This is a genomic window from Spirosoma aerolatum, assembly GCF_002056795.1.
Lineage (GTDB): Bacteria > Bacteroidota > Bacteroidia > Cytophagales > Spirosomataceae > Spirosoma > Spirosoma aerolatum.
The window spans coordinates 6,652,697-6,667,551 of sequence record NZ_CP020104.1 but is presented as its reverse complement, the minus strand read 5'-3'; the positions used below and the strand labels follow the sequence as shown (position 1 = coordinate 6,667,551).

The window sequence follows — 14,855 nt, the reverse complement described above, 5'->3', positions numbered from 1 at the left end:
TATAACAAGTTGTAAATCCTTGAAAAGTTATATTTTTCACTTGCCCGTTAAATGGACATTCTAAGGATAGTAAGAAATCCTCAGTGCCCTGCTTCACTAATGATCTGTTGATTAGTGGAAGAAGAAATATCCTAAGGCGATACCCGCAATGACGCCAACAAAATCGGCAAACAGGCCATAAGGAATCGCATGACGCGAGTTACGAATGCCTACCGAGCCAAAATAGAGGGCTACGATGTAAAAGGTCGTATCGGCCGAACCCTGGAAAATGCAGACCAGACGGCCTACAAACGAATCGGGGCCGAATTGCTTCATGGCGTCGATCATCAACGCACGGGCACCAGCCCCACTCAGAGGTTTCATCAACGCAACGGGCAGCGCATCTGTAAAGTCGGTATTCAGGCCTGTAAGCGAAAACAGATACTTCAGTCCGCCAACGAGGTAGTCCATAGCACCTGCATTTCGGAAGGCACCAATAGCCACCAGCATACCTACCAGATAAGGAATAATCTTTACGGTGGTCTCAAATCCGCCTTTGGCGCCTTCAATAAACGTCTCAAAAATGGGGACTTTTCGCCAGAGGGCGCCTAGCAGAAAAGCCACGATAATAGTCAACAGAACCAGATTGCCAAATACTTTCGAAATAGTTTCAATTTCCTCTTTGGGGCGGCCTGCCAGTGCCCATAAAGCTAAGCCGATCAATGCGGTAATACCACCTAGCCAACCCAGTACGGTGGTATTGAGCAGGTTGATGCGCTGCTTGATGGCCACTGCTATTAGTGCTACTACGGTTGTTACATAGGTTCCGATCACGCAGGGGATGAAAACATCCGACGGGTCTTTGGCTCCCAGGATAGCTCGTTGCGCCATAATACTCAGCGGAATAATCTGTAGGCCTGAGGTATGCAGCACCAGAAACATGATCTGCGCATTGGAAGCCGTGTCTTTGTTGGGGTTAAGTTCCTGTAAGCTGGCCATGGCTTTTAGACCAAAGGGAGTGGCCGCATTGTCCAACCCAATCATATTGGCCGAAAAGTTCATAATCATTTGCCCATTGGCCGGATGATCTTTGGGAACTTCAGGGAAGAGTTTATGAAAAAATGGGCCGATAATTCGTGCCATAAAGTTGATAGCCCCTGCTTTCTCGCCAATGTTAAGCAACCCCAGGAAAAACGTCATAACGCCTGCCAGTGGAAGCGCAATATCCATAACGGCTACTTTGGATGAATCGAACAGTCCCTCAACAACGATTTTGAAGATTTCAGTATCACCCAGAAAAATGAGTTTGGCCAACGCTACCAGAAAAGCAATGACAAAGAAGGCAACCCAAATGTAATTAAGAGCCATCGGTGGTAAAGAGCGAAAGAGTAAAAGAGCGAAAGCTTGAATGAGCAGACGTAGGCTATTTCACGCTTTACACTCGGGCGTTTAATTAGAACCCTGTAAGTTTACGCGAACATTTGGCTCAAATCAAGGATAACATGAGGAAAATCGTCTTCTACATCATCTCGCTTTCATTCGTTCGCTCGTTCGCTCTTTTTCCGGTTCTTGCTCAACCCGTCGAAGCGGCCATGATTAAACAGGGGCTGGTGGATGTTCAGTCGGTTGATCCAACGATTCTGGTCGAACTCAAATATTCAACGACGGATAACTTTGTCGGAAAGGATGTGTATGGCGAACTCACACGGGCATATATGCAACCGATGGCAGCCCGTAAACTGGCATTGGCCAGCCAATATTTGCAGGCGCATCACCCTACCCTTCGGTTGCTGGTGTATGATGCCGCCCGACCCCGTTCGGCCCAATGGAATTTATGGAACGCGCTGCCGGATTTGTCGGAACGCGAACGACGAAAATACGTTGCTGACCCCCGTGAAGGTTCAATTCATAATTACGGTTGTGCAGTTGATTTGACAGTAGCTACCGCAGATGGGAAACCACTGGATATGGGTACCAAATATGATTTTTTCGGTGAACTAGCTTACCCTTCCCGTGAAGCTAGTTTGTTAAAAGCCGGAAAACTGACGCAAAAGCAGATCGACAATCGACTAATTCTCCGTACGGCTATGCGTCAGGGCGGTTTCACGCCTATTGAGTACGAGTGGTGGCATTTCAACGCCCTTTCTCGTGAAAAGGCAAAAATGGCATTTCGTATTGTGGATTGACACGAGTAACAATTCCTATAGGTGTACGTCTATATAACTTTGTTAAAGCAGGAGTTCCGGCCCTGTTTTTCTTGAGCACACTGACTATCACCAGCCGTCGGATATGGTCGATAAAATTGATGACGAATTGCTCCAGAAACGGGCCCCCTGGTGTTTCAAACGGCGTGGCTAATTGCCAATGAAGCGGGTAAATAGATGATTTAAAATACCAGGTTATCAATTAACCGGACTTTGCCCAGATGAGCAGCCAAACAAATAGCTGTTTGGCCCGGTGCCAGTACGTAGTCGGTTGGCTGAAGCGAATTAGCATTCACAATCTCGACGTATTCTAGCCGAAAATCGGGCTTTTTATTGAAAAAATCGGTAATCATTTCTTTGGTCTGAGCAACGCTTTGCTCGTCGATCAGAGCGTCATGAGCGCGTGTCAGAGCCTCAAACATGGCTGGGGCTTGGTCACGTTCGGCAGCAGTAAGATTACGGTTTCGCGACGACATAGCCAACCCGTCCGTTTCGCGTACGATAGGGCAACGGATCAACTCAACGGGAAAACTTAAATCGCGGATGAGTTGTCGAATAACGCCTACCTGCTGCAGATCTTTCTGACCAAAGTAAGCGCGGTCGGGCTGAACAATGTTGAACAGTTTGGCAACTACAATACCGACCCCATTAAAATGTCCAGGCCGGAAAGCGCCTTCCATAACTGTTTCCAGCGAGCCAAAATTCAGATGTAGAGTTGGCGAATTAGGGTACATTTCGTCAACGGAGGGCGCAAATACGGCATCACAGCCAGCCGCTTCGAGTTTCTGACAATCTTCTTCGAGTGTTCGAGGATAACGGGCGAGGTCGTCAGGATTATTAAATTGTACCGGATTGACAAAAATACTGCTCACAACGACGTCATTCTCCCGACGGGCCGTTTCGATCAATGCCATATGTCCTTCGTGAAGTGCCCCCATAGTTGGAACAAAACCAATGGTGCTTTCGGTACGGAATGTATGCAGGTATTGACGAATCGTATCGGCTTTTTCAAAACGTTTCATGAGGCTACTTTTTTGAGCCTGCAATGATACAGGTTTCGTCTCTTTTTTAGCAGAAAATGTATTGAAATACGGGAAAAATTTGTTTAATTTTGCAAGTTTTTTGATTCTCTCAAGACAACACACGCTTCCCGATTATGAGCAAATTACGCATCCTTTATGTCGCTAGTGAAATCAATCCTTTCTTAAAAACTTCTGAGGTTGCCGACTTTGTTCGCAAACTGCCACAAGCCATGCAGGAGCGGGGGATGGAAATCAGAATTCTGGTGCCCCGGTTTGGATTGATCAACGAGCGGAAAAACAGGCTGCACGAGGTAGTTCGGTTGTCAGGTATTAACATTGCGGTTGGTGACGACGAAAAGCCCCTGATTATCAAGGTGGCATCGATCCCAACGGCTAAGCTTCAGGTTTACTTTATCGATAACGAAGATTATTTCCAGCGGAAATATGTTTTTCACGACAAAGAAAACCGATTCTATGATGATAACGACGAACGGGCGATTTTCTTCTGCAAAGGGGTCCTGGAAACTGTAAAAAAATTGGGATGGGCACCTGACATCGTTCACTGCAACGACTGGATGACAGCCCTGATTCCACTGTATCTGAAAACGACCTACAAAAACGACCCGATGTTTAAAGACACAAAGTCAGTTTTTACCGTCTACAACAATTCGTTTGAGCATCGGTTCGAGGGCGATATTATCGAAAAAGCCCGTATGATGGACATTGATGATGAAATGCTGGCCGAGCTGAAAACGGCCGATTTTCAAGGGTTTATTCGGATTGGCTGTGCCTATGCCGACGCCGTAGTTCGGGCCGATGAAGAGTCGAGCGAAAGCCTGAACGCCATTCTGAACGATATGCCAGAACATAAATTCGATCTGGCTGAAGCCGAAGATCTGACCGATCGTTATTACAACCTGTATACTCAACTGGCTGGTTAAGGGCTAGTTAGAGCGCCATTTTTCTGACCGATTGTGAAATCAATCATGCAAAAAGCCGGAACGTCCGGCTTTTTGCATTTACTTTACTTCCTGAATATAACTTGTTCAGCGGATTGCCGACAGGCAGAGTTTGTTCGTTGTTAATCAAAACGACTCCTGATTATGTGTGGAATTGTAGCATATGTTGGGCACCGGGAAGCGTGTCCACTTGTCATAAAAGGCTTGAAGCGCCTGGAGTATCGGGGTTACGATAGCGCCGGTGTTGCTCTGATGAACGGGCACGCACTAAAGATCTATAAGAAAAAGGGCAAAGTTGTTGCCCTGGAACAGGAGCTGGATGGTAAAGAAACACAGGCAACCATTGGCATGGGCCATACGCGCTGGGCCACTCACGGAGAACCTAACGATGTCAATGCGCACCCGCATTATTCCTTTCATCGAAAGCTGGCAATTATTCACAATGGAATTATTGAAAACTACGCGGCCATTAAGCAGGCGCTGCTCAAAAAAGGGCACACCTTCACCAGCGAAACCGATACGGAAGTATTAGGGCAGTTTATCGAGGACATTTGGGAAAACAACGGCGGTAGCCTGGAAGAGGCCGTTCGGTTGGCGTTGCAGGAAGTTGTAGGGGCGTATGCGATTGTGATTATGAGCGAAGCCGATCCGACCCAGTTGATTGCGGCTCGGAAAGGATCGCCCCTGGTTATTGGCGTTGGCGAAAATGAGTTCTTTCTGGCATCGGATGCCACCCCGATTGTGGAGTATACCAAAGACGTAATCTACCTGAATGATTACGAAATCGCTGTCATCAAAAACGGTGCACTGAAAGTTGTCACACTCGATAATACGACCACTACACCTTATGTCCATAAGGTAGAGCTGGAACTCGAAGCCATCGAAAAAGGTGGTTTCGATCATTTCATGCTTAAAGAGATTTTCGAACAACCCCGTTCCATTGCCGACTCCATGCGCGGACGCGTACAGGCTGATGCCGGAACCCTGCAACTGGGTGGTTTGCGTGATTATCTGGATAAACTGGCGAAGTCGAAACGGATTGTGATCGTTGGTTGTGGTACGTCGTGGCACGCTGGTCTGGTGGCGGAGTATATTTTTGAAGAACTAGCCCGAATTCCGGTAGAAGTAGAATATGCGTCGGAGTTTCGGTATCGAAATCCGATCATTAAAGAGGGTGATATTGTGATTGCTATTTCTCAATCGGGAGAAACGGCTGATACATTGGCCGCTATCGAGCTGGCGAAATCGAAAGGGGCCACGATTTTTGGTGTTTGCAACGTGGTGGGCTCTTCCATCGCACGGGCAACGGATGCGGGAGCCTATACCCACGCAGGTCCCGAAATAGGCGTCGCTAGTACCAAAGCGTTTACAGCGCAGGTAACGGTCCTGACGTTGATGGCATTAGCAGCAGCAAAACGGAAAGGCACTATTTCGGACTCGCTCTTCCGGCAATTGCTGGCCGAAATGGAAAGCATTCCGGCTAAGGTGGAGAAAGTGTTGCAGGCCGCCGACAAAATCAAGGAGATCGCTTACATTTTCACCTACGCCCGCAATTTCATCTACCTGGGTCGTGGTTTAAACTTCCCTGTTGCGCTGGAAGGAGCCCTGAAACTGAAAGAAATCAGTTACATCCATGCCGAAGGTTATCCGGCTGCTGAAATGAAGCACGGACCTATTGCACTCATCGACGAAGATATGCCAGTGGTTGTGATTGCGACCAAAGATTCGTCGTACGAGAAAGTGGTCTCGAATATTCAGGAAGTCAAAGCAAGGAAAGGACGCGTGATCGCAATCACGACGGAGGGCGATACGCATCTGCCGAGTATGGTCGATTTTACCATTGAGATCCCGAAAGTTCATGAAGTTCTGATGCCTTTAGTGTCGGTAGTGCCCCTTCAATTGCTGGCTTACGACATCGCTGTTATGCGTGGCCGCAACGTTGACCAGCCACGAAACCTGGCCAAATCAGTAACGGTGGAGTAATTCAGGCCTATAAAATTGATTAAACACAGAGGCACCGCGATCACAGAGTTTTACGTAAATTTCTCTGTGATCGCGGTGCCTCTGTGTTTAATCTTAAATTAGCTGTTTTGTAAAGCATGCTTTCAATAAGTTTCTATGCAAATGAAAATCACTCTGACTTATCTACTGGTAGGTTTAACGTTGTTGTCACTAGCCCAGGCACAGACGGCTCCTCGTGCCCGTGATCTCGGTATCCCACTCGATGGAACACCAGGGCGATACAATGCCATCACCGATGTGAAAGGCGTTGAAGTAGGTATGGTCACGCTTATTTCGGGCAATGGCAAACTGGATGTAGGAAAAGGGCCTGTTCGTACGGGGGTTACGGCTATTTTACCACGGGGTAAAACCTGCGATCCTGTCTTTGCAAACTGGCACACGCTCAATGGAAATGGCGAAATGACCGGTACAACCTGGATAACCGAATCCGGCTTTCTGGAAACGCCGATTCTGATTACCAACACGCATAGCGTGGGCATAGTCCGCGATGCGGCTGTAGCCTGGGAAGCCCAAAACAAGTTCTACAAAGATTTGGGCAGCGACATCTGGTTTTCGTACCCGCTCGTTGCCGAAACATACGATGGCATGCTGAATGACATCAATGGCTTTCATGTTAAGAAAGAGCATGTGATGACTGCTCTCGACGGGGCTAAAAGTGGTCCCGTGGCAGAAGGGGCCGTTGGCGGTGGAACGGGTATGGTTTGTCTGGGCTTTAAAGGAGGGACGGGTACATCATCGAGGGTAGTTAATGGGTATACCGTTGGCGTATTGGTTCAGGCTAATTTCGGGAGTCGGGCGCAGTTGACTATTGCGGGTGTACCTGTGGGACGGGCGTTGCTCGATACCCTGGCCTGGCAACTCAACGGCGAACAAATTTATGGGAAGCCCAAAGCAAAACAATCCGACGAGCGGGGTTCGATCATTGCCATTGTGGCAACCGACGCTCCTCTACTACCACACCAGTTAAAGCGTATTGCCCAACGGGTTTCGCTGGGTATTGGTAAAATGGGTGGTGTAGGTGGCAATAGTTCGGGCGATATTTTCCTGGCCTTTTCGACGGCAAACTCCGGCGTGTTTGACCGCAAAGCCAGGACAAAGTCGGTGGAGATGCTGACGAACGATCAAATTGACCCCTTGTTTACGGCCACTGCCCAGGCTACCGAAGAAGCGATCCTGAACGCGCTGGTAGCGGCCAAAGACATGAGAGGCATCAACGACAACTTCATTCCAGCGTTACCCCACGAAACGATCCGCAAGGTCTTAAAGCAATATAACCGTTTGAATAAGAATTGATTAAAGTTAGGCCTTTGTTTTCGAACCGTGGTGTCGATTTAGTCGGTATTGAGAATAGCAGTATTAATTACTACGCTACTTCGTAACTCGTTTGTACTTCTCAATAATGATGTGGTCGATACCCAGCTTTTCTACTTTCTCAACTCCTTTCTGTATCAGCGTGTCGTTCGAGATGTTGACAACAAACTCGAATTTATGGTTTTCCCATGCCTTATCGCTAAAATAGTCCAGATTTTCGGTATAAACGCTGTCTTTCAGCGTATAGCTGCCCCCCCCTGCTGTGAACTGATTCGTCGAGTCTTTCGGGGGATTAATGGCATGATTGAGGAAGGCAAAATGCGTTGGATTAATAATCTTGATCATTTTGTGGGTCGGATCGAACGTAGAAAAACTGGAATCTTTTTCTATCGTTGTGGCCGACACCAGCTCCCAGGTACCGACAAGCGGTGTGTCTGATTGTTTGGTAGAGCAGGAAGATAGCAGGACAATAACTGCGAATGAGAAACAGGTAAATGGTAATTTCATGAGTATGTGAGCGATACGTGGCTTGTCGGTAAAAGCAATCGATACACAGTTTTACCCAAAATAGAACACAGATTTTTAGGATGATTATGATCTGTGTAAATCATAACCATCCTAAAAATCTGTGTTCTATTTTGGGTAAAAACATTTATTGAACTTCGGCCGGTTCAAACGTACAGAGCGAAGCTACATGATCTTTGCTACCATCGGTTACCCAGGAGTCTAACTGAGCAGGGTCTTTCATCTGCTGACCACGATAGCGAGGTACGTCAATATACCCGCACTTTACATCGGACAGGGCCGACATATCGCTCCAGAGCTTTTCAATTTGCGCTACCGGATATATATCTTCCTGACCATGTCCCCAGCGGTATTTTACATCTTTGATGGTCACGTAGGTTGGCATGCGATGGGCTACACTTCGTACGGCTTTGGCCAGTTGGGCGTCATCGCTGGTTTGCAGATCGGCGCGGGTAAGGCCAAATAGCTGGAGCAATGGATCGACCTGAATCCAGGTGGTATTGGTGTTATAATAGCTCAGATTCAACTCATCCTCTTCGCGGGGCTGGGCCAGCCCTTCCAGCAACCGAAGCTGACCATTGACTCGGGCGAGTCCACCCCCTCGGTCTTCGATACGACGGGGTACGACTTCAAACGTAAGCGTATTTCCCGATTCAAGGTGATAACCTAAAGCCGCTGGATTGACATCGGCACCGAGGGTATCGATGTTATGCAGCATGATCGTTTCAACCTGCGGTTGTTCCGCTAGTAGCTTTGCCAGCACCCCATTGCGTAACAGGTTCGAGACTTCATACCAGTGGCCCAGGGGCGAAAATCGTTGCGCGGCAATATTATCGACATAATCGCTGCCTTCTCCTTTCGATTTGGCCCAGGCAATCATCGATTGACGCACCGCATCCCGAACTTTCTGTTTGTTCTCGTCCAGTGTTTCCTGGGGCATATCTTCCCACAAAAACCGTAAATCGCGCTCCATCGGTACAAAACGTTGTCCAATCGAACGGCCCGGCGACAGATAAGTGGGGCCCTGATACCCGAAATTACCCGTTTGTGTCAGTTTTTTTCGGATGGGTTCGTGGGTTAAGTAACTCGTTGCTACGATGTAGGGAATAGGGGCGTTGTATCGTTCGGAAACTTTGCGGGTTTTAGCCAGATGAATTTCCAGAAAACTCCGATGAACTCCGTCAATTTCTACGAATGGGTTGATAGCCTTGATAACCCCGGCCCCTTTGGTCCAACGACTACCGACGCCAGCCGCCAGCCCCATAATGCCCACTTTACCTGCTCGTATGGCTGCTTCGCCCGTCTGGATGGCCGACGTTATTGATTCAAGCGGGACAAGGTCACCCGGCAGTACGTCATCAATCGTGGTTTCGGCCGATAGCCGGTTACGCGATAATCCAATGCGTCCTTTTTGCAGTTCTTCCCGGATTTCGTTATGCTGAATGAAGTCGAACCCGTTTTCTTTTTTGATCTGGTCTGCTTTCTCGTTTTCGACGCTTCGGTTGCCCTGTGAAGTTGGGTCCGATACTTTAAACAAGTTGCTGACGATGGTTCGTAACAGGGGGTATGCCAGATTATTCTGATCGCAGTAAGTTGTAAAGTAATCGATTTCGGCCCGTCGAACGTAAGGGATTGACTTTGGATCTTTCCGGACCAGTTCCGATACCTGAATACCGTAGTATTGTTCGGGCATCATGGCCTGATTCCCTTCCAGAAGGTTAGCCCAGGTGCCTTTGTTGTTAATACTCCAGTTGTACACGACCGGCTCCATGGCAAAGGGCAGCGAGTCGGAAAGCTCGTTTTTTGTTTTCCGAAGCATCTCCAGCACCTGTACTTTGTAGTCTTCGTAATGAGCTGGGTTGACGAACATACCCATGCCGCCCCCCGACATACCGCCCAGCATCAGAAACCCATAATAATCGTCGCCGATTTGCTTCTTTGCTTTGGCAATGATCTGTTCCGTGAAATACGTGGAGGCCCAGGGAATAATGGTTTTGATCGGGTATTCCCAGTTGCGGGCGGTATTTTGGCCCAGTTTCTTAATGTCGCCTTCTTTAATGGCACTCAGGATGTTATCGAAAATCTGGTTTGTCTGCTGGCGGGCATTCCATTCGTTAGCGCCCCGAAGCAGGTATTTTTCGGTGACCATCTCCAGAATAGGCCCAACGTTGGAGGCCATGCCGCCATGCATCAGTACCAGCGAGTGCATGATTTTCTCCTGAATGTCGGGATGGATTTCTTCGCCCTGTAATACCCGGTGACGGGGTAATAACGTTCCCCGGCTGATACCAGATTCGGGGTCACCTTCCTGCGCAAACGTACCCTGAATGGCTTTGATGCCCGGCCAAACGCCACCCGAATCCTGCCAGCCACCGCCCGAACCGCCAATCCATTCGCCCAGAATAGCCCGGGAGGCTACCAACCGACGCTCACTTTCCTGCAAGCCACCTTCCAGCCGTTGGGTTTGGCAGGTAGCCCGCATCAGCAGGCTGATAATGGAGCCCAACAGGTTGGTCGATACCGCAAACCGCGAACCTTTCGGAATATCGTTGACTTTCGTGACCAGTTCAATGCCCATGCCCGGCGCCACAATCCGGGCCAGAATGTCGGCCAGCGATTGATTCGTCCCTTCGAACGAAGGTGGAATCAGCCCCGAAGCAATAACGCCCGCTTTAACCAGACTCAGGTAGTCATTCCCGAAGTTGAACAGATCGTCGAGGTCGTGAACGTCTTTGGTTGTGTTCAAATCGACACTAGTCAGGCGAAGAACGGGTTCAGGAATGACCCGGACATAGCAGTTCAGCGGTGGGCGAATGTCTTTATCACGACCGAATACACCTAAGTCGATGGAAATATTGATGACGCGGGCTCCTTCGGGATAGTCCATACCCAGAAAGAAAATGTCTGACCAACCGCTATGGGTTAAGTCCATCCGAACGGAGGTTTGCTCGTGCAGAATAGGGTAGAAGAGGGAGTTATCCGGGCGTTGGAGCAGACGCGGATGAATACGAATCGGATGCTCAGCCTGATGACCTACCCGAAACATCCACTGGTTGCCTTTACTGGAACGGACGCTTTTGCGAACCTGATCGGCCAGCGTCTGAAACGACAATTGATGATAGCTGTCGGCCAGCGCACTAAGTAGAGTAGCGTTGGGGCCTTGCTTGTCCAGTTCCTGCAAAAATGTAGCAATAGCCTGTTCAAACCGACGCGACAGCAAATCGTCGAAACCAGCGTAGGGGATTTTTCCAATGGCCGGAATTTCGTTGGTTTCCATCAGGAAGAAACGAAAACCCGCATACAGGAAAAGAATGGCTCTAACTTTATCGTACAGGTTCGGAGTCGACTTTCGGAAGGCATCCAGTTCGCGCAGCGCCTTTAGTAAACCAGGGGCAGATAAATTTCGGCTGAGGTCAAAAAAGGATCGATTACGAATAGCAGGATCTGTAGACGTAATGGTTTCTATAAATATATTCATGTTGATTTCGGCTAAACAGAATAGCGCTTCTTGGGATCAGTGGATTCGGCTACCTGCTAGTTAGGGAGTAAGTTGTGCCTTTCGCGAATTAGCTTCGGCTAATAGTTCGACCATCGACGTCAGCGTTTCGTCGTGAGCCACTCCTGCCAGACCGAGGGCCATCTGCGCCCGTAAAAGCCCCTGCCGCCCACTTAAGTCGTATCGATTCCCCTTTACCTCCAGCGCCAGATATTTTTCGATATGGGCCAGTTCCTGAAGGGCCGGTGTCAGCGGAATATTTGTACCATCCTGTGCGATCTGTTTTTCCAGCAGGCTGAACACCGTTGGGGTAAACACGTGCATACCGAAGAAGCAGAGGTAGTAGCCAACCCGCAGGCCAGGAGTCTGGAGTTCAAGCTCAGCTACGCTCAGCGAGGGTTTCTCAATAAGCCGTTCAATCTGGTATACCCCATTCATGCCGGGTATATGCTTGCCCGTAAGTGTGCCATACCGCCCGATTTGATGCTCAATGGTGGGGTTGACAGCCGATACGGAGCAGTCTTCCTGAACAGCCAGTTCGATGAGCTGCGTAGCACACCGTTTGCTGGTCAGATTGGAGATATACAGGTAGTCGCCGAGGAGGAGCAGAAACGGCTCATCGGCCACAAAGTCTTTGGCACAGTAAACGGCGTGACCATACCCCAGCGGTTCTGGCTGTTCGGCAAAGCGAACCCGACTGATGAGGGTATCAATTTTTTCGGCTTCCTCCTGAGCCCAGTCAACGTTTTTATAGGATTTAATCAGGTTATCACGCAGGGAGGTGAAGGCGTTGATATAACGGTCGCCATCGCCGGGGGCACACACCACGCAGATTTCTTCAATACCGCTTAGAAAAGCCTCTTCGGCAATGGCCTGAATAACGGGCTTGTGCAGCCCATCGGTATCGATGATGGGAAGCATGGCTTTCTGTATCGTATCGGCAACGGGGTATAAACGTTCTCCACGTGCGGCTGCGGTAATGACGGCTTTTCTGATTTTCATGTAGCAGATGTATTTCCAACGAAGATAGAGTAACGGGAATCACTTAACCAAGACACATACCTATAGATTTATTATCCGACATGATAGTAGACGTTTCTATAGGACTCGCGTTGGGTTCATTTTATCGGTGGGAAGTTACATTGAAAGCCACGCCGATTTTTACGCCCCCCCAGCGATGAGGCATCCCCGTTTCATATTCGCGGGTAAGCAACGACTGATAATATTCCAGATAGAGTTTTTTATAGCGTAACACGGCCCCATAGTTTGCCTGAAATGTAGTCCGTGTCAGTTGATCGGCCGGAATTACGTACGGGCTACTGCGGTTAAATAACCCGCCTTGCAGGCTAGCATCATAGGCAACAAGGCTAACTAAAGGCTGAGCATAAACATACAACTGCAACCGCTTACTGGTCGTCGTTTGGCTAAACGGTGAATCGAATCGGCCTAGCATGACTGCAATTCCTGTTTGTGCCCGATTCAGGAATGTGCCGACCTGAACCTGGGCAGTAGTGCTTACCGATAGCGCATGACGATAGGCATATAGCTGCTTTTCGTAGGTAAGGTTATAATTCAGAATGGCATCGTTGCGAATCTGGTGCTGCCAGCCATGGGGTTCAACACCGTTAATGAGCCGATGAATAGCCGCCTGCATTTCGTAGCCAAACGCAATCGGGCCTACCATACCCGTACTGAGCAACGATGATACGCGAACCCGACGCAGCGTATCAGTGGATACACTGAACGTTTTGAAGAGAATACACGCGGCAAAGGGACGATCTCCTATCAGGATCGCATCGCTTCCGAGGGTAGTGGGCGTAAACCCAAAATGCTCCAACGACAGGCCATATTGGACCGGATTACCTTTTAAGGTAACGAGCAGTTTCGTCAGGGGATTTTTTTGGAGTGACGGATTGACAACTTCAACATTGTACCCCTGTGTATAATATCGGTCTGTCGCTGTAAAATAGTCGTTGTCGTAGTGAAAACGGAAGTAATTGTCGGAGCCCATTTGCCGAAACGATGCCGTATTATCGATGCGTTGCGCTACATTTACTAATGGGAGCAAGCACCCCAGAATAAACAGATAGATAGTATGTTTCTGCATAATGATCTATCTACGCCTATCCTACATTATCGGATTGATTGGTCGACCAACGCATACCAGGCCACTGATTCCTTCAAGCTAAGCAGAAGCTTGAAGGAATGGTGCTTTTGAGTGTTTCGGAAAATCTAAAAAACTACTTTATTACCTCACTAATCAGTATCGTCGGACTGATGTTGGTATACTTGGGAAAGTCGGCTCGTATAGCGTCTCTATTTGGGGTGATAGCTGCCTGATAATCAGCTAAACTCTTGACATAAAAACACCCAATAGCCATAAAGGGTAATGGCGAATTGGGCATGCCACTTGAAACACCTTTTTCTATGGTATATCGTACCAGATTAGACCCTAACAAACCAGCTACAAAGGGCATATGACTTTTCTCATAATAGTCCATATCGAAGGTTTTACCTTCTGCATAAGGGTATAAAATGGACACTTTAATCAACCCTTTTTCGCCAGCATCCGCTTTGTTGCTGGCTTTAGAATCGGGTTTTTGTTGAGCAAATGCTGAAAAATATGTGCCAAGCACTAATAAGATTAGTACGAGTTTTATTTTCATAATGGTAGTTTGAAATTGTCCTACGCGAAGCTACTAAAATGCAATGAAAATCAGCCTTGCCCAGCCGAATGTAATGGGTAAGGTCCCCTATTCGGTTTTGTGGTATGAAAAGCAGTTCGCCTAACGGCCATGAGAGCTGATAGATGAAAAACGACTCGAAACCACGAATGTAAGCTCGTGGGCTCAGTGAGGGTAGGCTGAAAAATCGCCTGCGGGATGTGTTGCCTGTAAGCGGTAGCTTAACCGCGCGAAGCAGATAGAAACCTACTGGCTAATCCGATTTTGCTAATTGGTTAATCTTCTTTAACTCTTCCAGGATTTCCTTTTAAATCGCTACATGACTCCCTTAATCGAACAAGTTGGGAGTTTAAGGTTTTGAGTCCTAGACTAACTATGAATACTAGCAACCCAACATGAAATAAACCATATTATCCATTATCCTAACCTAAATTCAAAGTATTCAAATTAACTCTTTCGCAGACCTTGACTTGTCGATATGGTTGACCTGCCAGCCGAAACCTGACTAGCGAGCTAAAATCGCTTTGTTAATTAATGAGACGTTCTGCCTGCCACACCAGAATCGGAATACACGCTTTTCTGTTGGCTAATTCTCTCAACGACCATGAGGGCTGATGGATGAGCGGGCGACTCAAGATAACACACGTAGTGTC

Annotated in this window: 11 protein-coding genes; 4 read left to right on the top strand and 7 right to left on the bottom strand. The window is 48.2% G+C overall.

Annotation, left to right across the window (positions count from 1 at the left end):
- Positions 1-111: 111 nt before the first annotated feature.
- Positions 112-1,347 carry a nucleoside recognition domain-containing protein gene (locus B5M13_RS27740; protein WP_080058759.1) on the bottom strand — a complete coding sequence of 412 codons (1,236 nt, stop codon included), beginning with the start codon at positions 1,345-1,347 and terminating at the stop codon, positions 112-114.
- Between the two features lie 134 nt (positions 1,348-1,481).
- On the opposite strand from B5M13_RS27740, the gene B5M13_RS27735 reads away from it, so the two are divergent.
- Positions 1,482-2,165, top strand: a complete 684-nt coding sequence (locus tag B5M13_RS27735; protein ID WP_080058758.1) for a M15 family metallopeptidase — start codon at positions 1,482-1,484, stop codon at positions 2,163-2,165.
- A gap of 200 nt (positions 2,166-2,365) precedes the next feature.
- On the opposite strand, the gene panC is transcribed toward B5M13_RS27735, so the two are convergent.
- Positions 2,366-3,205 (bottom strand): pantoate--beta-alanine ligase, encoded by an 840-nt coding sequence (panC, locus tag B5M13_RS27730; protein WP_080058757.1) that lies wholly within the window; start codon positions 3,203-3,205, stop codon positions 2,366-2,368.
- Positions 3,206-3,339: 134 nt separating this feature from the next.
- Here panC and B5M13_RS27725 point away from each other — a divergent pair, with 134 nt between their 5' ends.
- From B5M13_RS27725 to B5M13_RS27715, 3 genes are all read left to right on the top strand, one after another.
- Positions 3,340-4,146 carry a glycogen/starch synthase gene (locus tag B5M13_RS27725; RefSeq protein ID WP_080058756.1) on the top strand — a complete coding sequence of 269 codons (807 nt, stop codon included), beginning with the start codon at positions 3,340-3,342 and terminating at the stop codon, positions 4,144-4,146.
- A gap of 162 nt (positions 4,147-4,308) precedes the next feature.
- Positions 4,309-6,147, top strand: coding sequence for a glutamine--fructose-6-phosphate transaminase (isomerizing) (glmS, locus tag B5M13_RS27720; RefSeq protein ID WP_080058755.1), 1,839 nt, complete (start codon positions 4,309-4,311; stop codon positions 6,145-6,147).
- Between the two features lie 141 nt (positions 6,148-6,288).
- Entirely contained in the window at positions 6,289-7,479 is a 1,191-nt protein-coding gene (locus B5M13_RS27715; RefSeq protein WP_245859520.1) for a DmpA family aminopeptidase, read from the top strand.
- 75 nt (positions 7,480-7,554) lie between these two features.
- Here B5M13_RS27715 and B5M13_RS27710 read toward each other — a convergent pair whose 3' ends face one another.
- From B5M13_RS27710 to B5M13_RS27690, 5 genes are all read right to left on the bottom strand, one after another.
- The gene (locus B5M13_RS27710) at positions 7,555-8,004 is read right to left on the bottom strand and encodes a hypothetical protein (RefSeq protein ID WP_080058753.1); all 450 of its coding nucleotides are present in this window, start codon (positions 8,002-8,004) and stop codon (positions 7,555-7,557) included.
- Between the two features lie 145 nt (positions 8,005-8,149).
- Positions 8,150-11,500, bottom strand: coding sequence for a UTP--glucose-1-phosphate uridylyltransferase (locus tag B5M13_RS27705; RefSeq protein ID WP_080058752.1), 3,351 nt, complete (start codon positions 11,498-11,500; stop codon positions 8,150-8,152).
- Positions 11,501-11,560: 60 nt separating this feature from the next.
- The gene (locus B5M13_RS27700; protein WP_080058751.1) at positions 11,561-12,520 is read right to left on the bottom strand and encodes a UTP--glucose-1-phosphate uridylyltransferase; all 960 of its coding nucleotides are present in this window, start codon (positions 12,518-12,520) and stop codon (positions 11,561-11,563) included.
- A 121-nt stretch (positions 12,521-12,641) separates the two neighbouring features.
- On the bottom strand, positions 12,642-13,625 hold the full coding sequence (locus tag B5M13_RS27695; protein ID WP_080058750.1) for a lipid A deacylase LpxR family protein: 984 nt from the start codon (positions 13,623-13,625) through the stop codon (positions 12,642-12,644).
- Between the two features lie 133 nt (positions 13,626-13,758).
- Positions 13,759-14,184 (bottom strand): EthD family reductase, encoded by a 426-nt coding sequence (locus tag B5M13_RS27690; RefSeq protein WP_080058749.1) that lies wholly within the window; start codon positions 14,182-14,184, stop codon positions 13,759-13,761.
- Positions 14,185-14,855 lie beyond the last annotated feature (671 nt).